General features: G+C 35.8%; 22 protein-coding genes. 5 read left to right on the top strand and 17 right to left on the bottom strand.

Going from position 1 to position 21,974, the window contains the following annotated elements; genetic code table 11:
* Positions 1–150 precede the first annotated feature (150 nt).
* Genes HYG86_RS11335 through HYG86_RS11325 form a run of 3 tightly spaced genes read right to left on the bottom strand, consistent with a single transcriptional unit; the run spans position 151 to position 2,572 of the window.
* Positions 151–2,088: a phage/plasmid primase, P4 family gene (locus HYG86_RS11335; protein WP_213165681.1), complete on the bottom strand. Its 1,938-nt coding sequence runs from the start codon at positions 2,086–2,088 to the stop codon at positions 151–153.
* A 38-nt stretch (positions 2,089–2,126) separates the two neighbouring features.
* Positions 2,127–2,363 (bottom strand): helix-turn-helix domain-containing protein, encoded by a 237-nt coding sequence (locus HYG86_RS11330; RefSeq protein WP_213165680.1) that lies wholly within the window; start codon positions 2,361–2,363, stop codon positions 2,127–2,129.
* Between the two features lie 2 nt (positions 2,364–2,365).
* The gene (locus tag HYG86_RS11325; protein ID WP_213165679.1) at positions 2,366–2,572 is read right to left on the bottom strand and encodes a helix-turn-helix domain-containing protein; all 207 of its coding nucleotides are present in this window, start codon (positions 2,570–2,572) and stop codon (positions 2,366–2,368) included.
* A 199-nt stretch (positions 2,573–2,771) separates the two neighbouring features.
* Between HYG86_RS11325 and HYG86_RS11320 the strand changes: the two genes are divergently transcribed.
* Positions 2,772–3,248, top strand: a complete 477-nt coding sequence (locus tag HYG86_RS11320) for a helix-turn-helix domain-containing protein (RefSeq protein WP_213165678.1) — start codon at positions 2,772–2,774, stop codon at positions 3,246–3,248.
* Positions 3,249–3,381: 133 nt separating this feature from the next.
* Positions 3,382–4,596 carry a tyrosine-type recombinase/integrase gene (locus HYG86_RS11315; RefSeq protein WP_213165677.1) on the top strand — a complete coding sequence of 405 codons (1,215 nt, stop codon included), beginning with the start codon at positions 3,382–3,384 and terminating at the stop codon, positions 4,594–4,596.
* A gap of 60 nt (positions 4,597–4,656) precedes the next feature.
* On the opposite strand, the gene rlmD is transcribed toward HYG86_RS11315, so the two are convergent.
* The 8 genes from rlmD to HYG86_RS11275 all read right to left on the bottom strand — a co-directional run bounded on the left by rlmD (position 4,657) and on the right by HYG86_RS11275 (position 13,835).
* Entirely contained in the window at positions 4,657–6,009 is a 1,353-nt protein-coding gene (gene rlmD, locus HYG86_RS11310) for a 23S rRNA (uracil(1939)-C(5))-methyltransferase RlmD (protein ID WP_213165676.1), read from the bottom strand.
* 118 nt (positions 6,010–6,127) lie between these two features.
* Positions 6,128–7,618, bottom strand: coding sequence for a serine hydrolase domain-containing protein (locus tag HYG86_RS11305; protein ID WP_213165675.1), 1,491 nt, complete (start codon positions 7,616–7,618; stop codon positions 6,128–6,130).
* Between the two features lie 133 nt (positions 7,619–7,751).
* Positions 7,752–8,642 carry a GNAT family N-acetyltransferase gene (locus tag HYG86_RS11300; RefSeq protein ID WP_213165674.1) on the bottom strand — a complete coding sequence of 297 codons (891 nt, stop codon included), beginning with the start codon at positions 8,640–8,642 and terminating at the stop codon, positions 7,752–7,754.
* 451 nt (positions 8,643–9,093) lie between these two features.
* The gene (locus HYG86_RS11295) at positions 9,094–9,444 is read right to left on the bottom strand and encodes an inorganic pyrophosphatase (RefSeq protein ID WP_213165673.1); all 351 of its coding nucleotides are present in this window, start codon (positions 9,442–9,444) and stop codon (positions 9,094–9,096) included.
* A gap of 167 nt (positions 9,445–9,611) precedes the next feature.
* The gene (locus HYG86_RS11290; protein ID WP_213165672.1) at positions 9,612–10,655 is read right to left on the bottom strand and encodes a MupG family TIM beta-alpha barrel fold protein; all 1,044 of its coding nucleotides are present in this window, start codon (positions 10,653–10,655) and stop codon (positions 9,612–9,614) included.
* Positions 10,648–12,069: a PTS transporter subunit EIIC gene (locus HYG86_RS11285; protein WP_213165671.1), complete on the bottom strand. Its 1,422-nt coding sequence runs from the start codon at positions 12,067–12,069 to the stop codon at positions 10,648–10,650. Before HYG86_RS11285 ends, HYG86_RS11290 begins: the two co-directional genes overlap by 8 nt.
* A gap of 27 nt (positions 12,070–12,096) precedes the next feature.
* Positions 12,097–12,990, bottom strand: coding sequence for an N-acetylmuramic acid 6-phosphate etherase (gene murQ, locus HYG86_RS11280; RefSeq protein WP_213165670.1), 894 nt, complete (start codon positions 12,988–12,990; stop codon positions 12,097–12,099).
* Positions 12,990–13,835, bottom strand: coding sequence for a MurR/RpiR family transcriptional regulator (locus tag HYG86_RS11275; protein ID WP_213165669.1), 846 nt, complete (start codon positions 13,833–13,835; stop codon positions 12,990–12,992). The genes murQ and HYG86_RS11275 overlap by 1 nt, the downstream gene beginning before the upstream one ends.
* 242 nt (positions 13,836–14,077) lie before the next feature.
* On the opposite strand from HYG86_RS11275, the gene nagB reads away from it, so the two are divergent.
* A complete protein-coding gene (gene nagB / locus HYG86_RS11270) occupies positions 14,078–14,851 on the top strand; it encodes a glucosamine-6-phosphate deaminase (protein WP_213165668.1) in 774 nt (257 codons plus the stop codon).
* A gap of 8 nt (positions 14,852–14,859) precedes the next feature.
* Complete coding sequence (gene nagA / locus HYG86_RS11265; RefSeq protein ID WP_213165667.1) at positions 14,860–15,987, top strand: N-acetylglucosamine-6-phosphate deacetylase; 1,128 nt, start codon at positions 14,860–14,862, stop codon at positions 15,985–15,987.
* A 51-nt stretch (positions 15,988–16,038) separates the two neighbouring features.
* Here nagA and HYG86_RS11260 read toward each other — a convergent pair whose 3' ends face one another.
* On the bottom strand, positions 16,039–16,269 hold the full coding sequence (locus HYG86_RS11260) for a hypothetical protein (protein ID WP_213165666.1): 231 nt from the start codon (positions 16,267–16,269) through the stop codon (positions 16,039–16,041).
* A gap of 188 nt (positions 16,270–16,457) precedes the next feature.
* Between HYG86_RS11260 and HYG86_RS11255 the strand changes: the two genes are divergently transcribed.
* A complete protein-coding gene (locus HYG86_RS11255) occupies positions 16,458–17,957 on the top strand; it encodes an IS1182 family transposase (protein ID WP_213165665.1) in 1,500 nt (499 codons plus the stop codon).
* 95 nt (positions 17,958–18,052) lie between these two features.
* Here HYG86_RS11255 and HYG86_RS11250 read toward each other — a convergent pair whose 3' ends face one another.
* From HYG86_RS11250 to HYG86_RS11230, 5 genes are all read right to left on the bottom strand, one after another.
* On the bottom strand, positions 18,053–18,943 hold the full coding sequence (locus tag HYG86_RS11250; protein WP_213165664.1) for an ArsA family ATPase: 891 nt from the start codon (positions 18,941–18,943) through the stop codon (positions 18,053–18,055).
* The gene (locus tag HYG86_RS11245; protein ID WP_213165663.1) at positions 18,936–19,817 is read right to left on the bottom strand and encodes an ArsA family ATPase; all 882 of its coding nucleotides are present in this window, start codon (positions 19,815–19,817) and stop codon (positions 18,936–18,938) included. The genes HYG86_RS11250 and HYG86_RS11245 overlap by 8 nt, the downstream gene beginning before the upstream one ends.
* A 1-nt stretch (position 19,818) precedes the next feature.
* Positions 19,819–20,121 carry an arsenite efflux transporter metallochaperone ArsD gene (arsD, locus tag HYG86_RS11240; protein WP_213165662.1) on the bottom strand — a complete coding sequence of 101 codons (303 nt, stop codon included), beginning with the start codon at positions 20,119–20,121 and terminating at the stop codon, positions 19,819–19,821.
* A 74-nt stretch (positions 20,122–20,195) separates the two neighbouring features.
* Complete coding sequence (locus HYG86_RS11235; protein WP_213165661.1) at positions 20,196–20,522, bottom strand: ArsR/SmtB family transcription factor; 327 nt, start codon at positions 20,520–20,522, stop codon at positions 20,196–20,198.
* 849 nt (positions 20,523–21,371) lie between these two features.
* Positions 21,372–21,971, bottom strand: coding sequence for a TetR/AcrR family transcriptional regulator (locus tag HYG86_RS11230; RefSeq protein WP_213165660.1), 600 nt, complete (start codon positions 21,969–21,971; stop codon positions 21,372–21,374).
* Between the last annotated feature and the right edge of the window lie 3 nt (positions 21,972–21,974).

Here is a 21,974-nt window from a genome sequence, read left to right as displayed (position 1 = left end):
TAAATATATATAATATTTATTTTTACTAATTGAATTTTTTCTTCTACTGTTTTTATATAAAGAAGTTAAAACTATCTGTAACAAAGTGTAACAGTTTAACAAAACCCGTTATATATAAGGCTTAAAGCCTGTTACATTTTACGTTACATTTTACGTTACAGTTACATTATCCGCTTTAACATACACCCTGCTTAAACTTCCTTTTAGCCTGGTCACTGCTGTTGTATAGCCAGCAACTTGATTTAACTGCCTTGAAAATGAAGTCTTTGACATTTCCTGAAAGCCATTTCTTGAACAATATCCTTTGTATCTTTGATATATTTCTTTTGTAGGCTCATTTTCAACCTGAACATCTTCTTCTTCACATTCCCTTAAAAATCCAAGGACAGGGTTATTTTCAACCTCAAATTCATCCACTTCTTTCTTGATTTTTTCTGATATTGAAAACTTCTTGTTTTTCAATACCCTTTTCAGGCTGGTTATTCCAAGGCTTATTAAGTATTCAATTGATTCTTGACTTTGCAGCTTATACTTGATTTCAGGGTCATGGTCATTATCTTTATCACTGAATTTTGCTTCAAAGGGTATGATGACCAACCTTCTGATTATTGCATTACTTCTGTCATTCATTCTTGGAACATTATTAGCACTGAATATAAGCTTACAGTATGGGTTGAATTCAAATTTTGGCTGCCCTTTCTGTTCTGCTGTAATCTTATCCCCTGTTGTAATCTTCTTGAAAAGGGAAGGGTCAGGAATAAAGTTACTTCCAATGTCATCACCCAAGTTTGCCAGTTTCCCATATAATGTGACTGTTGAAAATCTGTCACCAAGTTCCTTTAAATCTAATGCTGCAATGTTCTTATCCCCCAGGATATGATTCAGAACAGCAATGAATGTTGATTTACCATTTGCACCAGTACCAGTAAGAATAAAGGCTTTTCCTAATTCATTTCTTCTGTAAAACGTGTATCCAATCAGTTCTTCCAGCAACAACCTTACCTGTTCATCTTGACAAGCAAGCTTATTCAATGTCTTATCTGCAATTTCGGAATAAGCAGCAGGGTTGTAATTCCAGTTGATTTTGTTAGTAATTACATGCTGTGGTGAAAAGTCCATGAATGAATCATCTTCAATGTTGTAAATGCCGTTCTTAAAGGTAATCAGTTTTGCATCAGCCTTTACTTTTTCATCACATATAACATTCAGATATTTCAGGACTTCTTTTCTTTTTGCATCAGTTAGAAAAGGAATAAGCTTCAGCATTTCCCTTTCAATCTTGTCCAGGGCTTGAATATAAGTTCCTTCATGATAAATGTGAAGCTTGTCATCAATTTTGATGATGTTATTGTTGTTTTTTAAGTAATCCCCAAACTTATCATGCAGGAATGTTTTCCCTTTAAAGAATGATTGCCTAAAGAAAGCATCATCCCGCAAAATACTTTCAACTTCCTTTTCCTGTACTGGTTCTTTAAGAACAAATTTATTTATAATTCTTATGGTTTGCCTGACTTCTTCAATAGTTAATCCAGCATTTTGAAGGCTTCCAATATATCTGAACAGTGTGGGATTTCGACCATCACCATCAGCTAATTCTGAAAACTCTATGACCTTATCTAAGGGAAGCATCCACTTTTCAGTTTCAGAATATGGTACTTCATTGTAAATCACTGTTCTTTCATTCCCTAGAAGTTTTAAACATTCTAAACCGTTTCTTTTACCTGTTTTTATATCAACCTTTCTTACACCACATGCTAACATTACACCAGTGCAAGTTTTTAATTGTCCCAAGGTATCTTTAAATAGAAAGTGATGACCTTGACCACCTTCCCTGTCACTAACTAAACAGGGAATTTTCAAGCCTTTGATTATATTAAGAAAGATTTCCCCTTGCTCTTGGTCATCAAATTCAATCAAAGCTGCATCATCAGCTAAAACACCACTGAAGCTTTTATGCGTTCTTGCAGCTTCCAGGGTAATATGATTTTCTTCCTTGGTATAAGCAACAGCGGGTTCTTTTTCGCTGCCTTTCTTTGTCTTATTAGGTACGAAACCTTTAAAAAATCCTGTTTTATCCCATTCAAACAAGCAATATCACCTGCCTTTCAGTAATAAGTTCCATATCATCATTCGCCTTTACTTACTTCAAGCTGTTTAATTTGATGGGGGTTACTCAAATCCATCCCTACATGCGTTTCAAGGAATTCCAGCAAATCATCTTTTCTGACCTTATAGCTGCCCAATTTAAGAACTGGAAGCAAATTAGCTTTTATCAGTTCATAAACATAAGCGGGGTTTGTTCGCATTATCTTTGCAACTTCTGCCACTGTGTATAAAATGTCATCATCTTTGATTTCCCGCATCCTTATTCACCCCTTTCAATCAAATCTTCAACCTTGACATCCAATGCCTTTGCCAGCTTACCAATTGTTGCAGGCTTGGGATTACTCTTACCAGTGGTGAACTTGGTTAATGCTGGTCTTGAAACATTGGATTTTTCTGCAAGTTCAGTAATCGTGATACAAGCATTTGCCATTCCAATTAAAAGCTTTTGAGAATCCAATTTCATCATTTTCTATCCCCTTTCATAAGTTCTTGAACTTTTCTTAATAAAAAGTTCAGTTTTCGATACAAATTTCATTGACAGTAACTTTTGTATCTGTTATTATCTTATCAGATACATTTTTATCTGTCAATGTTGAAATAGTTCTTTTTGTATCTTTTATTTTCACTTTGAATGTGCTACACTAAATTTGGAGGTGATAAAAGGAATGAATATAGGTGAAAGAATTAGGTCTTTGAGAAAGGAAAGAGATTTAACTCAAAAAGAATTGTCAAAGCTATCATCCATTTCAGAAATAAGCATCAGGAAGTATGAAAATGGTGATAGGCAACCAAAGCAAAATGCAATATTTCATCTTGCTAAAGCCTTGAATGTAAATGAAGGTTGGTTAATGGGTTATGATGTACCAATGGAAAGGGAAGAAAACATAATTCTTGCAGAACAAAGTGAAGAATTAACCAGTTTCATAAGATACTTGGAATCAATTAAATACCTGGTTCGTATTGAAAAGGATATGCGGGATGATGAATCATTGACTGATGGGGACAATGAAACCTTTGTTGTCAGTTTGAGTAAGGATAAAAAGACTATTTCATTTACTGAAGAAGAATTTGATGAATTTCAAGATATTATAAAAAAATCCATAGAATTCGAGATTTTCAAGGCTGATGAAAGCAAGAAATAAAAAAAAATAACCCCCTGGTGCTACCAACACCAAGGGATTATTAGATACACTTACCCAAAGGGATAAATGCACCAACTCATAATAATTATAGCATTTTATCACCTTTGGAACAATTAAGAAAGGTGGTTTGAATATGAAAGGTGGAGTAAGGAAACGTGGAAGCAGTTGGTATTATTATTTTGACTTGGGCAAGGTAGAAGGGAAAAGAAAGAAGATTGAAAGGAAGGGTGGGAACACCAAGAAGGAAGCTGAAGCTGCATTAAGAAAAGCACTTCAGGAATATGAAAATGCAGGTCTTTTATTTGAACCAAGTGAAATTTCTGTTGCTGATTACATGGATTATTGGCTGAAAAACTATGTTGAAATGAATTGTAAGTATAACACCATTGACGGATATTCACGAATCATCACTAACCACATCAAGCCAGCCATTGGTTCGTACAAACTGAAATCCATCACCCCTGCTGTTCTTCAGCAGTTTGTAAATGAAAAGTCAACCCAAGGTTTTGCAAAGAATTACTTGGTCAATATTATTTCAGTGCTTTCAGGTTCATTCAAGGCAGCAGTTCACCCTTACAAGTTCATCAAGGACAACCCAATGCAATATGTAAAGCTGCCAAAGAATGAAAACAAGAAATATGACACTGACAGGAAGGTTATCACCCAGGATGAATTCCAAAGGATTATTGACCGCTTCCCCCAGGGCAATTCTTTTTACATCCCTTTGCAGATTGCTTATCACACTGGAACAAGGGTTGGGGAATGTTGTGCTTTAACTTGGGAAGATATTGACCTGGAAAACAAGGTAATTGAAATCAATAAAATCTTACTGAAGAAGGAAAAAAAGCAATGGTATTTTGGTTCAACCAAAACAGAATCATCAGTAAGGAAAATACCAATTGGGAAAACCTTGCTTGACATTCTGAAGAAGCATAAGAAATGGCAAATGGAAAACCGCCTGAAGTATGGGAAGCATTATAACCAGTATTATGTGGACAAGAATGAAAGGATTTATTCTGTTGATGGAACAAAGGAATTCAAGACAACTGACACCCAGCTTCAATATGTTTGCACCAAGGAAGATGGTGGATTGGTCACACCTGAAACCATTAGATATTGCAGCAGGGTCATAAACTATGAACTTCTAATTCAGTTCAACTTCCATGCTTTAAGGCACACACATGCCACCCTGCTTATTGAAAATGGTGCTAATATGAAGGATGTTCAAACAAGGCTTGGTCATTCCAGGCTTACAACCACAATGGACACCTATACCCATGCAACTGAAAAGATGTCCAAAGATACTGTTGATATATTTGAAAAGGTCTGCCACCCACAACCAAAATAGGGTGGCAAAAGGGTGGCAAAACCACCCTTTTTTATTTGTCAAAACCCTGAAACCATTGATTTACCTGCTTAATTTACAGACAACTTCTACATGTCCCGTATGTGGGAACATGTCTACTGGCTGTACTTCTTCTAGTTTGTAGTCTTCATTTTGGCACAATATTTTTAGATCCCTTGCCAGTGTTGAAGGGTTACAGGATACGTATACTACTTTTTCTGGGGCCATTCTTTTGATGGCTACAAGTAAGGATTCTTCGCATCCTTTTCTTGGAGGATCTAGTACAACTACGTCGTTGTACTCTCCTTTTTCCGCTAGGTCTACCATGATTTCTTCTGCTTTTCCTTCTATGAATTTTACGTTTTCTATTTTGTTAATTTTGGCGTTTTCATTGGCATCAGCTACTGCTTGGGGCACTACTTCTATGCCAATTACTTCCCTTGCCTTTTTAGCCATAAATAGGCTGATACTTCCTAGTCCACAGTAAGCGTCTATTACATTTTCTTCTCCGGTCAGACTTGCGTATTCCACTGCTTTGTTATATAGAAGCTCCATCCCTTTAGGGTTTACTTGGAAGAAGGATAGTGGAGAGATTTTAAAGGTTATGTCTTGTGATATCTCTTCTATATATCCTGGGCCAAACACTACTTGGCTTTCTTCCCCTAGAATAACGTTGGTTTTTTTGTTGTTTACGTTTATAACTAGGGTTGTGAGCTTTGGTAGTAACTTTCTTATTTTAGTAACTAGATCCCCCTTTTTGTGGAAGGTTTTATCTGTTACCACTATTACGGCCATGGTTTGGTTTGTGGCTACTCCCACCCTTGTCATGATATGACGGATTGTTCCTTTACCTGTCTTTTCTTCGTATGGGGGAATTTCTAGCTCACGTACAGCTTTTACAATGTTGTTTAATATGTGATTGTTGTGACTATGTTGGATGGTACAGCTTTCTGTTTCTACAATATCGTGGCTGCGAGGTTTATAGAATCCTGCCACAGTTTTACCTTCGATTATTCCCACAGGTGCTTGCATTTTGTTACGGTAGTTCTCGCTGTCTGCTGAAAGGGTTTCATGTACAGGAACGTCTTCAAAGCCACCTATTCTTTTTATGGCATCGGATACTATCTTTCTTTTTATCTGCATTTGGTGCTCATAGCTAGCATGTTGTAGATTACAGCCGCCACAGTCGTCATAAACACTACATTTGGGTTCTACTCTATGGGGTGAAGGAGTTATTATCTCTTCTATTAGTGCACGGCCATAGGCTTTTTTTGTGCTAATAACCTTTGCTTTAACCACATCCCCCGTTACTGTTTTAGGTACGAATAGGGCAAAGCCATCTATTTTTCCTACACCTTCTCCTTCGTGTGTTACATCTTCAATCTTTATTTCAACTATATCATCTTTTTTTAGCATTATTTGAGCTCCTTTATTTGGATGTTACCTTTATTATATCCATTTAATTGGTAAGATGCAAAACCTTTAGTCCAATACCACAGAAATAACCCACAGCTTATGCTGTGGGTTATTTCTATTAGATGGCTAATCCTTCTGGTTTTGTGGTAATGAATATTTGAATAACTATTAGTATGCTTCGAATTAGTATGCCTGTAAATAATATACTTCCTATGCCTGGGTATATAAAACCCAATATCGGAACTAGAATCATATATATCAGGTAAAGTACAAGTATTAAAACTGCGCATATAAAGCATTTGATAAATAAGGTTATTTTTCTCGAAAATACCTTAACTTCTACTCTACCATCTTTAACTCCCTTAGCTATTTTCATAATTACTAGCCCTGACCAAAGTACAAGTACAGATGTCAGGGAATATATAGTTGCAATAACCCTATGTTCTAACTTATCGAAGGAACGGTCTTCTTGGAAGTTTGTGTAATGCCAAGAGTTCAACACTTCAGTTAATAGATAATCCCCGTTATTTCCATTTGTTAATATGACCACACCATTACCTTCTTTTGGTGCCAAACTAAAATTTGCTCTCCAGCCGTTGTTTCCTCCATCATGGGATACTATCATATTGCTATTACTATCTAAATTTACAAAATGGCCCAAAGCAGTGTTATCATATATAAATCCTTCTAGACCCTTTACTTCAAGAACTGGTTCGTACATTTCTCTAATAGTTTCTGATTGAAAAATTCCTGACCCATTGTAGCTCTCTATTTCTCCTATTACAAGCTTACTCATATCTTCAATTGTTGTATATAACCCCGCGGCGGCCTTTTCAATAAATAGGTAGTTAGGTAGTAGTTCTAAGTTAACGTCATAAGCCTTAGCAGTGTTACCTCGTAAATTTTCCTCCCAGAGAAAACTACTGCTGTTCATACCAAAGGGGATTAATATATCTTCTTTCATGAAGGTAGCAAATTCCCTACCAGTGACTTCTTCTATCAATAATTGTAGTAAGTTATACCCTCCACCTGAGTAACTATATTGTGTGCCTGATTTTCTAACCAATTCCACAGGCCTTGAACCCCCTCCAATACCACTTAGTGATTCTTCTAGTGTTGGTAATTCTTTAGATGGTTCATAACCTGGGTAACCTCCTCCTACAGATAATCCCGAGGTATGGCTTAATAATCGTCTTATAGTAACATCATTCTTATCGTATATGGATTCAGGTATTTCCCATCTCGATATATAACTTTCAATTGGCTCATTTAGACTGATTTTCCCTTGCTCGACTAACCTCATGATTCCAAGGGCTGTAACGGACTTAGAAATGGAAGCAACTTGGAACACTGATTCTTTACTAACTTCCACTTCCCCTTCAATATCGGCATTTCCGAAGGTCCCGATCCATCTTACATTCCCATTTTCTATTATTGATATTGCTGCCCCTGGTATTTTATATTTTTCTAGTAAATTCGGGGTTTCTGTTTCTAAACTTTCAACAAGTGCATCCATGCTTTCTGTTTTCACGTACCCATTGTACGTAAAAGTATAGGGAATTATAGCTAAAACTAAAAATAATCCTAGGGTTGCTAATTTTTTCCTCATCACTACCTCCAATATAAATATTCCTTTGATAAATGGTTATCCCTTATCAACAGGTTAGTACACTATAACTATAAAGCAGTCGAAAGCTAGACATTAAATGTAAGGGGCAGGTGCGAGCCCTGCCCCTACCTCACTAAACTAACTCCCACCATGTTTCTGTGCAGTGGGGTCTAAATCCGATATTATAATAAAACTGCTGTGATGATACCACATATGCTTCTTTTGCACCTAATTTTGCTGCCCGTAAAACTGATTCATATATAGCAGCTTTAGCTAGACCCATTTTGCGATAGTCTGGATCTGTTGCCACTGGCTCCACATTGGCATAGCCCTCTTCTGGGTGGTACCACAGTCCACAATGGGAAGCATAGTTTCCATTTGGGGCGACTACTGCTATGGTAATCTCAGGCGTTAGGTGTGGACTACTTAACATGGTCTTTCTCCAATCAATCATTTCAGGACTTTGGTCTGGCTCTCCTTTGGATCCAAATCCTTTCCACATTACACTGTTGTACTGATGAAAGTCCCAGTTGTCTGCCATGCTAGTTACGGTAAATCCCTCTGGAAGGTTATAGTCCAAGTTATCAGTTATTTCCAGCTTTGCAACACACTGTTTTTTTTCAGTAGGCCTAAATCCGTTTTTTGCTGCCATAGATTGAAATTCTTTATCGTTATCATTTATTATGATCTTTAGTTCTCCGTCGTTGGATAGGTTATCTATGGAATATGAAATAATCTCTTGTAGTAAAAAATTATAACCTTTATCTACGATAACATATACATTTCCAAAAAATAATTCAAATGTTGCAAGTGCCACAATCTTACCTTCATCTTCCCAAAGGCCAATTAGGTTCTTTTGCTCCTCATTATCTAAGGGTCGACTTATAAACCAGGCCCATCTTGACCATTGAAAGTTTGGCCTCACTACTTCTTCTTGATTTATGCGTTTCAAGAATTCAATCACCTTGTGATAGTCACTCCCAAACCGCTCTTTTTGTACATAATTTCTAAATTTAATTGTCATCTTCATTTCCCCCTTAAGTTTTTTTAAAACATACAAAGGGCCTATTCAGTCTGCCTAAAAATATAAACCTGTAATTAGAAGCTAATTACAGGTTAAAATCATTGGGATTTGCATGTCTTATCATGGTAATTGAATACCAGGATATAGGTAGTTAAAAATGATTTAATCTATATTAACTCTACTTGCATAACAAATAGAAGTACAGACCCAAATAGGCGTACAACTTTTGCACTAATTATCCTGTTGATAATAAAGTTAGCAAGTAGTAATTATCATTTTTTAACCCCTTCCATTCTACGTTATGAATAGATTATAGCCTAAATTATCATTTTTTTACAATATTATCTATATAGATTTAATAATTCTTTAATAATTAGGCAGTTGGCTTTTAGCTTATAGCTTATAGATAAAGCAAATTTTTGCAACTCCTAGTAAACCCCTTCATAGGGGTTTATTTGCTTCTTTTTATCAGCATCCCGCTAATTGGTTCAAGCTGATTGTGGAACTTATGTATTGTCTCTTTTTCTTGTTCTGTGCAACCTATTAGGATTTTGATTTCTGCGTCTCGTTTGGTTAGGTCTACACTGCATATTATGGCATCTACTTGTCTTTCTTTTTGAGTTCCTAGCCATACATCTATTCCTTCTCCATCTCCTGCTGATGTCCCTTCTAAGTATCCGTAATCTAGTGGGTAGATTATTTGCGTTGCTGTTGGGTGGCGGGTTCCTTTGGGTCTGTCTATTATTATCTTTGATGTGGAAACTAAGTGTTCTAATGCTTTCCAGTATTTTTCGTTGTTCATTTGACTCACTCCGTTTTTTCAGGTTATTCATTTAATTTTACAGTGAATTGTAGATGTATTCAAGTTTATACAATTTTACTCTTCGATCAATATCCTTGACATTTTCGTGGGTCCGGGCAGGTACGGAGCCCTGCCCCTACCGAAAATAAACACCCAACAAAGGGTGTTTATTTTACAAACCTTATTTTTTTGGTGTTTTTGACACAGTTCATTATCCTTAGGTATTCAGGTTTTATGTTGCCGATTACATTTACTCTTTCGTCTTGGGCTAAGGCTTCTCTTACAATTTGGATTTCACCTGAGTATCTACCATATTTAATATTGTCCATTGTTATGGAGCCTATGGTTCTTTCTACGCAATTATATGGTTGTTGTTTTTCTCCATTGCAAGAGTACTCCCTTGATTCTTGTAGGCGCATAATTGCCCTTGGCGAGTCGACTCTTATGGTAAAGACCCCATTGTATAGGTAGCTATAACCTTGGGGGAAATCCACGGGTATACTGATTATTCCATCTTTGAGATAGCCTGATATTAAATTGCTTTGTTGATCAGAGATTTTAACGTCTCCAACAAAAATTCCATCTACACCGAAGTTTATAGCTAGATCCAGGTAAGCTATATATGGCGGTATACTCCGGTGCTTTTCCAAGGTTGGCAACCCTTCGTGGATAGGTGCCCTTTTAGTTTCATCCCCTGGTATGAAAGCCAAAGCTTTTATACCTGCTTCTTGTAGTTTTGTGTTCATGTGGTTAAAGAAGTGGTCATCTAGGCCAGTTTCCGGTCTTGGGTAAAAGTTGTGTAAGGCAAATACTTCAGTTCCCATTTCTAATATTTTCTTAGCAACAGACACATCGTCTGTGGATGCATTAAATGATATTGGATAGTATTTTGCCACATGAAGTATTTCTTCTTCAGTAAAACCATAGTCCAACCGTAATACATCAATGCTCATTTCCTTAGCAAAGCCAATGATAGAATCTTTTTCAAAAATAGAAAGGGTTTTTGGGGATACATCTGCTATTATCTGAAATCCCATTTCTTTGAGCCAATTACACATTTGTTTTGATTTAGTCAAATAGGTATCGTTAAACTCCTCTTGGATATGGAAGGAAGTGAATACATAGTATCCACTCCCCTTAAATTTTTCTAGCATATCCATTTGGGTATCAAAGGTAGATACGTAAACGGATAATCCTAATTTATTATACATTTTCTACGTCTTTAGAGTTGATAAAGATATTTGTTATGATGAAACCACCTATATAGGATATAACGATACCAAAGAAGAAATGGATGATTTTATCTGCATGCATAAGTGGTAGCGCAACAAGACCTGATGGTCCCCATGCTGAAGCCATTACGTTTGTAGCCATTACATAGGCTCCACCGAAACCAGCACCTAAACCTGCAGTTATAAATGGTTTACCCAATGGAAGTGTAACACCGTATATTAGCGGTTCACCAATTCCTAGAATACCTGCTGGTAGTGCACCTGTAATAACTGACTGCATCCTTTTGTTATTAACTTTTTTTGCTTTTAGGTATATAGCTATAGCTGCACCAACTTGACCAGCACCAGCCATTGCAAGTACAGGGAATAGGGATACCCCACCCATGGCTTCTAGCTGGATTGCATATATTGGGATAAGACCATGGTGTAAGCCTAAAAGAACCATTGGTAAGAAAAGTGCTGCTAAAACATATCCAGATATTATACTTACAATTGTGTTATCAGAGTTGATGATAACACTTAATCCATCAACTAGAATGTCTGAAGCAAATCCTGAAACTGGCATAATAACTAGTACAAGTGCTAAACCAACTACTAATAATGTAACTAGAGGAGTTACAATAAGATCTAAAACATCGGGCACTACTTTCCTAACAGCTTTCTCTACTTTAGCTAATAAATAAACACCGATGATAACACCAATGATACCACCTTTTCCAGTAGTTAGAATTGAGTTTAATGGAACGTCTGCGTCATACAGACCAAACATTTGAGATATATTAACAATTTGAGAACCTATGGTCATGGCACCTATCATACCACCTAGGGCTTCAGTTGCTCCAAATCTTTTGGCTGCATTAACACCTGTATATATTGCGAAGTAACCTAAGAAACCAGATCCTATTAGCGAGAACATTAGACGGATAAATTCCCATGTATCACCACTTATAACTTCTTGACCTTGCATTGTACCAATTAGGGATGCAAATCCGTTAAAAATACCCGCTGCAATAATTGCAGGTATAAGAGGTATAAAGATTCCGGCTATTGTTTCTAGGCCTGCTTTTAAAGCACCTTTCTTTTGTCCAGCCTTAACACTTGCTTTATTTTCTTGCCAGTCTTCAGTAACCACTGAATCCTTAGGTACTCCTAGTTCATCGTTAAAAATATCTGCAAGTTTTTTAGCTTTTCCAGGTCCCACAACAACCTGCAGGGTATCAGACTCTACAACACCCATTACTCCCTCGGTGGATTTTAGTTCATCCACTTTAACTTTTGAAGTATCCTTGATTCGAAGACGTAATCTGGTCATACAATTAGTTGCAGCTTTGACATTGCTTTTACCACCAACTAATTCAAGGATTTTGCTGGCTAATTCTTTGTTAGTCGCCATCTGAAAACACCTCTTCCTTTTTTTATTTTATATTAGGGTTTTCCTAATATGGCCATTGGCCAAAATTAATTTCTCTTTAGCTGTTTGCAAATCACAGTTTAGTAAAATCATAGTTATTGCAAACTTAACACTGCCCTCAGCTTTTTCCAAAACTTCCTTTGCAGTATCCCTATCAACTTCAGTGGCATTCATAATGATATTTTCTGCCCTAGTTTCAAGCTTTTTATTGGTCCTCTGGACATCTACCATTAAATTTTTATAGACTTTCCCAATGCCAACCATGGCAGTAGTAGATATCATATTTAACACCATTTTTTGCGCGGTACCGGCTTTTAATCTTGTGGACCCTGTTAATACCTCAGGTCCAACAACAATCTCTATGGCTATATCAGCTGCTAAACCCACAGCTGAATCTTTATTGCAGGATATACCAACTGTTTCACACCCTACCTTTTTCGCATAATCTAAAGCAGCTATAACATATGGAGTCCTACCGCTGGCAGCTATTCCTATCACAATATCCTCTGGGGTAAGACCAATCTCTTTAAGATCCTCTACACCCATTGTTATACTATCTTCAGCACCCTCAACTGCTTTAACAAAGGCTTTCTCTCCTCCTGCTATCAGTCCAACAACCTTTTCTGGTGGAGTGCCAAAGGTTGGAGGGCATTCCACTGCATCTAACACACCTAGTCTACCACTGGTACCTGCGCCCATATAAATTAGTCTTCCACCTTTTTCAAAAGCTGCTATTACACCTTTTACAGCCTTTTCAATTTGGGGGATTACTTTTTTTATGGCTTCTGGAACCTTAGCGTCTTCTTCATTCATAGTGTTTAAGGCATCAGTTATTGACATTGTATCTAAATCTAATGTTTTATTATTCCTTTGTTCTGTTGACATACTATTTAAATCTATCATTAGTTATTCCCCTTTCTGATATGTGTTTTAGCAATTAATTGAAGGGATTTCTCATATTGCGTATTTGCAAAACCAGTATATAATATATCAATAACATTAAGCTGCGATATTCTCGAAGACATAGCACCACTCCTAAATGTTGATTCATTTGCAGCAACAAATATGTTGTAATCACAAATTTCAACAATGGGTGATGTTCCGTATTTTGTAATTGATATAATCTTTACTCCATTTTCCTTCATGGTATTGGCACATTCTATCATCTCTGCGGTCTGACCTGAGTATGATACGATTATTCCAACATCTCTATCTGACATGTTTCTTGCTGATAATAATTGTAAATGCCAGTCATCACTTACAGAACAATGTTTATTTAGCCTCATGAACTTTTGTTGGGCATCCTTTGCAACGATAAGTGAGGATCCAATGCCATATATACATATGTTTTCACTATTGATTAGTAATTGAATACTTTTATTTAGGGTTTCAGGGTCCATGAGATTTTTGGTGTCCTCTAAGGATATAATGTTTTTGTAGGTGACTTTTTCGATTATATCCTCGATTCTATCGGATTTTGTTATTTCACTTTTTTCAGCGGATTGATTCTGGGAACGCATGGCTAACTCAAAGATCAAAGCCTTACTAAAATCCTTAAATCCTCCAAATCCATTTTTCTGGCACATTCTAATAATAGAAGCCGGTGATGAGAAGGTCTTTTCTGCAAGCTTATAAACGGTCATTTGAGATGTTTCTTCTGGATGTTTTATTACGTACTTAACTATTTCCTTCTCAGTTGTGCTTGCTTCGTTATAGTACTCCCTCAATCTTACAATTACACTTTTCATTTTAGCTACCTCGCTTATCTTACTTTTATTTTATCACCATGAACCTAAGTGTCAACGAAATATGCCACAAACGAAACTTTGTTTCAATAAGTGGATGTTTCCATCTAATTTATCAAAAATATATGAAACTTTCAAGTTTTTATTTAAATATATGAGTTCTACAATTGACGTTTAGAAGACCCTATGTTAATATCCATTTAAATGGAATAAGAAAATGATTCTTAAGGAAAAGGGGTAGTAAGATGAAAATACTTTTTGCACGTGATTATCAAGATATGAGTCGCAAGGCTGCCAATATCCTTTCAGCACAAGTTATATTAAATACAAAAAGTGTTGTAGGTTTAGCCACTGGTTCAACACCCACAGGAGTGTACAAGCAGCTAATTGAATGGTATGAAAAAGGAGACATTGATTTTTCTAAGATTAAGTCAGTAAACCTCGATGAATACTGTGGCATTAAAGCAGACAGTGATCAAAGTTACTATTATTACATGTATGAAAACTTCTTTAAACACATAAATATTAACCTAAAGAATACTTATATCCCTGATGGCATGGAAAAAGATGCCCAGCTTGAGTGTAAACGTTATAATAATATTATTAAACAACTAGGTGGAATTGATATACAGCTACTTGGAATCGGCCATAATGGTCATATTGGATTTAACGAACCAAACGAGGCTTTTGAAAAAGAAACCCATTGCGTTAAGCTTGACGACAAAACCATTGAAGCCAATGCAAGATTTTTTGACTCCAAGGAAGAGGTGCCTACCCATGCATATACCATGGGTATTAAAAGTATAATGCAGGCGAAGAAAATCCTATTATTGGCCAGCGGTGAGGGCAAATCCAAGATTTTATATGATTCCCTTTTTGGCCCCATAACACCGGGTGTTCCTGCTTCGATTTTACAACTACACAATGACTTAACAGTTGTGGCAGACGAAGGGGCACTATCTGAAATTATGAGTAAGCATCCAGAAAGTGTAGAACAGTTTAACATGCCAAAAAAGTAGGTGATAAAATGACTACCGTTATAAAGAACGGGCAAGTTTTAGGTGATAATTTTTCATTCAAACAGCAAGACATTAAGTTATCCGGTGAAATTATAGATACTATAGGTGAGGTTGTGGAAAAAGCAACAATCGATGCTAAAGGACTTTATGTCGTTCCCGGCTTGATTGATATCCACACCCATGGTTGTAATGGATGCGACTTTTGCGATGGTAAAATATCATCCTTAGAAACCATCTCAACATATCTAGCACATAATGGAATAACGTCCTTCCTTGGAACTTCTATGTCTTTAAGTGAAGAAAAGTTACATAGCATATTTAAGATCGCAAAGGATTTTATAAGGGAGAACAAAAAAGGTGCATATATGCATGGGATCAATATGGAAGGACCTTTTTTCAACGAGCTTAAAAAGGGTGCCCAGTCCGGAGATAATCTAAAAAATCCTGATATTGAAATGTTCCACAGACTAAATGAGTCTAGTGGAAATAATATTAGGGTCTGTTGCCTTTCCCCTGAATTGGATGGAAGTGACCAGTTTACTAGTTCACTGAAAGACTCTACTGTTATTTCATTAGCTCACACAACGGCTGATTATGATATCTCAATGAAAGCTATTGATTTGGGAGCCTCCAATATAACACATCTTTACAATGCCATGGCACCTTTTACACATCGTTCCCCTGGCCTCGTGGGCGCAGCATTTGATAGCAACGTTAGTTGCGAGCTTATTTGTGACGGTATTCATGTACACCCTGCCGTCATACGCTCTACCTTTAAAACTGTAGGGGCTGAGAGGATTATATTGGTAAGTGATAGTATGTGTGCCTGTGGCCTTTCAGATGGTATATATGAGTTAGGTGGACAGAAAGTAATTGTGAAGGATTCCACTGCCACCTTAGAAAACGGAACAATTGCTGGATCAACAACTAATCTCATGAGTTGCGTAAAAAACTGTGTAGATTTTGGCATCCCCTTGGAAGATGCCCTTAAGGCAGCTTCAATCAATCCTGCCAAACTAATTGGAGTAGATGATATAACAGGCAGTGTAGCTGTAGGAAAATATGCTGATTTAATGTTAATGGATGAAAAATTTCATATTAAGCATGTTTTTGTTAAAGGAAAGCAAGTGATTTAAATAAATTTGCAAAATAATAACAGCCCTTTCATAGGGCTGTTATTATTTTGCCTAGAATCTTTTTAAAATAGAGTAGAGTTTTTGATTGTCTACTTTCCCTGCAAAGGCTGCTTGTTTTTCTATAAATGTGATGGGCAATGGATATCCCTGATTTAAAATATCGACTTCATTTTCATATCCTGTCAAGTCATCTTCCATTACATCAATAAACTTGACGTTTACTTTATCTTTCATGCCTTTTTTAACTAAGAATTCGTTCATTTCTTCAAACATCTCTAACATTGTTGGTTCCTCACCGGGACCACAGCTTACGCTAGGGCCTCAACCACAAGATGCTGATGCAACGGCAGACTGTGTGAGAATTAAACAATAATATATGTCTAAAATGCCTACAAAGTACTGTAAATACAGTACTTTTCCCTTTTTCTGTAGTATAATTAAGTTATAGAATATCGGAGAGGGGATTTTAAATGTCATTTATACAAGGTACAGATAGAAAGCAAAAAACAATGTTTCCTGACTGCATAGAAGATTACATAGGTGAGGATAATCCCGTTAGGGTAATTGATGAATACGTAAAACTGGTCAATATGAGTGCATTCACTAAATCAAAGGAACACCGCAGAGGTGCACCAGGATATCATCCCTCTGTTTTATTGAAGTTATATCTATATGGGTATGTAAATGGCATAAGATCATCTAGAAAGCTAGAAACAGAATCTCACAGGAATATAGAAGTGGTTTGGCTATTACAAAAACTAAAACCTGATTTTAAAACAATAGCTGATTTCAGGAAAGAAAATAAAACTCAGCTAAAACAAGTTTTCAAGGATTTTACTAAGTTGTGTAAGGATCTCAAACTATTAGGCGAGGAATTCATAGCAATAGATGGGACTAAAATTCAAGCTAATAATTCAAAGAAGAATAATTTCTCAAAGAAAAAAATACAAAGACACAAACAATATATCGAAGATAAGGTTAATTCCTATCTAGATTTGTTAGAAAGCAGTGACAAAGACGATTCACCTAAACTTAAGTATACACCTGAAGAAATTCAGCAAAAAATTGAAAAACTCAAGGAGCGTAAAATTAAATTTGAAGAGTTGGAAAAAAAACTACAGGATAGCGAAAGTAATGAAATATCTACAGTTGACGAAGATGCTAGGCTTATGGACAACAAAAACAATGGTGTTACTGTAGCATATAACATACAAACAGCTGTAGACTCTAAGCATAGTATTATAGTGGCATATGATGTTACAAACAATCCCGCAGATCAAGGTAATCTAAATTCACTTGCAGAAAAGGCTAAAGATATATTTGGAAAAAGGAAACTTGAAGTAGCAGCAGATAAAGGCTATTACCAAGCAGACGACCTTATGAAATGTGAGAGAAACGAAACAACAGTCTATTTGCCAAAACAGTCGTATTCTAACGCCACAGGAGACAAAGATTTCTACGGAGATAAATTTACTTATGTGCCTGAAAAAGACTTATATATTTGTCCTTTGGGCCATGAATTACGCAGAATAAACCACAAATCAAAAGAACCAAAAAGAATAAAATATAGAAACTACGATGCCTGTAAAAACTGTGAATCAAAAAGCAAATGCACCACTGCAGCCAAAGGCAGGATAATAAATCGGTCACCTAACCAAGATTTTTTGGATACTATAGATGCTAGAACAGAAGCAAATATGGACAAATACCTACAAAGGCAGATGATTGTTGAGCATCCTTATGGAACCATCAAAAGGACAATGAATGCTGGGTATTTTTTAACAAGAGGGATGGATTCTGTAACTACAGAGACAGCCCTAGTTTTGCTAGCCTATAATTTTAAAAGAGTAATAAATATTATAGGAGTGAAAGAACTACTAAGGATATTAGTAGCTCTTAGACCCACTTTATCATTGTATTTTTATATGTTTAAGTCATATTGCACCAAAAGACAGGAAATTTACGGCTAATCTTTGAGTTTTTAGAGATTAGCCACACAGTCTGACGGGTTCCGTTTTCACACCGAATATTTCGATATCAATAACTTTCAAATGATCAACTCCAATTAAAATAGTTTTGTAGTAATTTCGTTAAGCATATCCATACCCTTAATCTCATCATCAAACATAGGAACTTCCAATAGATGAGCTTTATCAAATGTATTCTTTATCTCTTGAATATATCCCAGTTGCATATTTCTTCTTTTTTGGTAGAAAGGTGTTACCGCATCTTGTTCAGAAATTATCAGGTTAGCTACCACTAGTTGAGTTTTTATGTCTAGGGTCATCAATTCTTGAGATGCCCGATATGCTTCTATAATAGGTGTTTTCTCAGGGTACATAACGAAAGCAAAGGTAGTCATTTCTTCATCTTTCATCATTGATATTACTTTATCAAATCTAGCCTTTTGTTTTTTGTCTTCTTCGGTTATTTCGGCATTTTCTCCTGCTTTTAGTTGGATTTGTTTGCTCCAATCCATTGGAAGTTCAAGCATTCTTAAGGTATGGCCTGTGGGTGCTGTATCAATAACTATGACATCAAAGTCCTCAGAAGAAGCGTACTCCACAAACTTTTGGAAGGATGCCATCTCCTCTGTACAAGGTGATTCTAGTTCTTCTTTCATAGCCATTATGGTGCTTTCATCAAATTTTGCCATAGCATCATTTAACACTTTTTCTTTGTATTCTTCTGTGGCTTTCTTTTGGTCTATTTGAGCTGCGTAAAGATTTTCTACACCCTCAATTTTTGTAATCTTATCAGTAACAGGCTTATCTAATACGTCTCCTATATGGGCAGCGGGGTCAGTTGTTAAAACTAGTGTTTTAAACCCTTTTTTGGCATTTTGAACAGCAGTAATACAAGCCATGGAAGTTTTACCTACTCCCCCTTTACCGGAGAAAAAGATGTTTTTTCTTCCACTTTTACCTGGGTATAATACAGTGTTTAAATTACTCATTTTGTTCCCCCCCAAATAGAAAAGTGGCACATTTTCGAAACATATCTACACCTTTTAGTTCTGTATCAAACAGCTCCATTTTTTTAATCGAAAGGTTTTTGAATAATTCTTCTGCTTTTTCAACTGTTACAAGCTGTCTTTCGTGTTTCTTTTTGAAAAAGGGTACAACAGCTTCAGCTTCAGGGATAAGTCCGTTTATAATGACTTGGCTTGTTTTGATACCTAGTTCATTCAGACCTTTTGAAGCTCTCACAGTCTCTTGTAAAGATGTTTCTTCTGCTTGCATTACAAAAGTAAAGTTAGTTATTTCAGTGTTTCTGAGCTTAGCAATGGCGTCATCATACTTTTTCTTACTATCTTCTATCAATGCCACAGGTCCCATACATGTTTGACCACTACCCTTTGAACTTTCTTCAATATGCTTGCTCCAATCAACAGGCAGTTCCAATAAGCGGATTGTATGTCCTGTGGGCGCAGTATCGAAAATAACCACATCGTAATCTGCCCCATCCATGAAATCAATAAATTTATCAAAAGCCGCCATTTCTTCTGTACATGGACCACTTAACTGTTCTTCAGCTACCTTTAATAAATCTTCATCAAATAAGTCTCTCATGGGTGCTAATGATCTTTCTTTATATTCAGCTGTTGCTTGATCAGGATCTATTTCCATTGCGTAAAGGTTTTCTAAACCATCTATTTTCGTTATTCTATGACCAATTTCTTGTTCAAATACGTCGGATAGGTTGGCTGCTGGATCAGTGGTAACTATTAATGTTTTTTTACCCAGTTCTGCATTATATACCGCAGTTGTAGATGCCATGGATGTTTTTCCTACCCCACCTTTTCCTGAGAAAAGAATGAATTTTGTCAAATTACTCAACCCCTAACTGTGTTAGCATTTCTTCTAGTGTTGGATATTCTTTAGATTTAAATACTTTGCCGTTAATAGCTGTTACTGGAAGTACTACTTTTCCATTTTCACGGACAAGCTTATATACTTCTTCGTTTTCCCTAAACTTCATAGGTTGCTGGGAAATCATGTATCTTTCCACTTCAATTCCCTTTTGTTTAAGCTTTGCTATATCTTCACCCAGTTTCACTAATTTTTCATCAACACTGGGGCCACAGATACCAGTTGAACAGCACATTGGCGGATCAAAAAACTCAATTTTCATAATAAAACCTCCTAAAATTTTTTTATATATTAAACCTAATATAGTCACACATATATGACTTATTAGTTAAATACCTAAGTAAGACAGGTTACCGCGTAGTTTTTAAGTTTTTCAGCATCGTTTTTATATTGAACGTTTTTAAATGTTTGTTCTTTTAAATATTGAATTAATAAGTTGTGATCTCTTCTGAAGTCCTCGCTAATCTGATAAAACACCCATTGTGCTTTTTTGTCATGGGTTATAATACCACTTGTCTTTAATTTAGTAAGATGCCTTGAAGCATTGGATTGAGTAATACATAAAATACCCTCTATATCACAAACACACAACTCACGGTGCAGTAGAAGATTAACTATTCTAATTCTAGTCTCATCACTAAGTGCTTTAATAATCTCAATCATAACTTTCTCCTTCCTATTATATACTACTGTATATTCTTATATTCACCTATATGCATATACTATCTCAATAAAAAAGTCTTGTCAACATTTTCCCATTTAATCTTTTATATACTATGCTATCATACCCCTTTATTGTTCCTACTATAATAAAAAAACTCCCCTACCAAGGTATTGGAGTATACCTAGTAGAAGAGAAAAGGGCAAATCTATATTTGAGGTTAAAACTCCTCTATGGGAACTTTTATTAGGTAGTCCCATAGAGAAGAAAAGGGCTAAATAGTTTTTATAAAAACTCTCCCACTAGAGCTAGTTTGTTATAGGAGCCCAGTAGGAGAGAAAAGGGCAAATATGTTATGCAATCTTATAAAACTCCCTAGCTGGAGCTAGCCTTTAGTAAGGTAGCCCAGCAAGAGAGAAAAGGGCTATATGTTATATATATTTTATAAAAACTCTCCCACTGGAACTAACTTTGGTTAAGGTAGCCCAGTAAGAGAGAAAAGGGCTAAAATCTGTTATATCAATTTTGGTTTTTCTGTTATAAGTTTAACTGTGGTTTGCGTTAACTTCTTCTTGTTACTTATTATAGCTATTTTCTATGGCTATGTCAACGTTTATATGAAAAATAAAACAGTAAATTTTTCATTTCTTCATAACTTCATATTCTGTATTAGTGTATCCTATTTTCCCTGTATTATCTAGTCACTTTAAAGCAGCAAAGCGAACAGTGTTTTATAGTGTTTTAAAATCCATTGTTTTACCCGTTAAGGGATGTCTAATTATTATTTTTTATAATACAGATTAAAAGAAAAAAACTAAGGGATCTCAACTGTTTTGAGATCCCTTAGTTTTTTAACTCAATAGTTTCACATATGCTTTATATGCTTTTTCTAGGACTTCTTCTTCACTTAAATTATTAAATTCTTCCTTAAGTTGTTTATGAACAAAAATACATGTCATTGAGCTCATTACGGCTATGTGCCAGTCGTACCTAGAAGGTTTTTCTTTAATGATTCCTTCTTCTACACTTCTATCCACTAATTTCTCTATCATCTTAAAATACTTCTGTCTAATTTCCTCCAATTGTAGAAGCATTATCTTTTTAATTGTGTTATGGATATCTAGGTCCTTTTGACTCATTGTCATAAAATCAAAGAGATTTCTATTTTTGTTCATTAGGGCAGAGATTCCCTCTAGTAGTAATATATAGGTTTCTTTAAAGGTTTTGTTTTCTTCTATGATAAATTCAAAGGAAGCTATGCCTCTATTGAACATATATATTAAAGCTTCACCTATAACTTGTTCTTTACTTTCAAAGTATTCATAAACAGTACTTTTGCCGATATTTGCCCTTTCAGCTATGTCGGCAACTTTTATTCTGCTTAAATCTTGATTGTCATATACCAGGCTTAGAGCAGCCTCGTATATGATTGTTTTTTTGTCTTGGGACATCTT

Origin of the sequence: Alkalicella caledoniensis (assembly GCF_014467015.1) — a bacterium.
In the GTDB taxonomy this organism is placed as follows: Bacteria; Bacillota; Proteinivoracia; order Proteinivoracales; family Proteinivoracaceae; genus Alkalicella; species Alkalicella caledoniensis.
The sequence above is the reverse complement of the archived record's forward strand: the minus strand, read 5'-3'. Positions and strand labels throughout refer to the sequence as shown.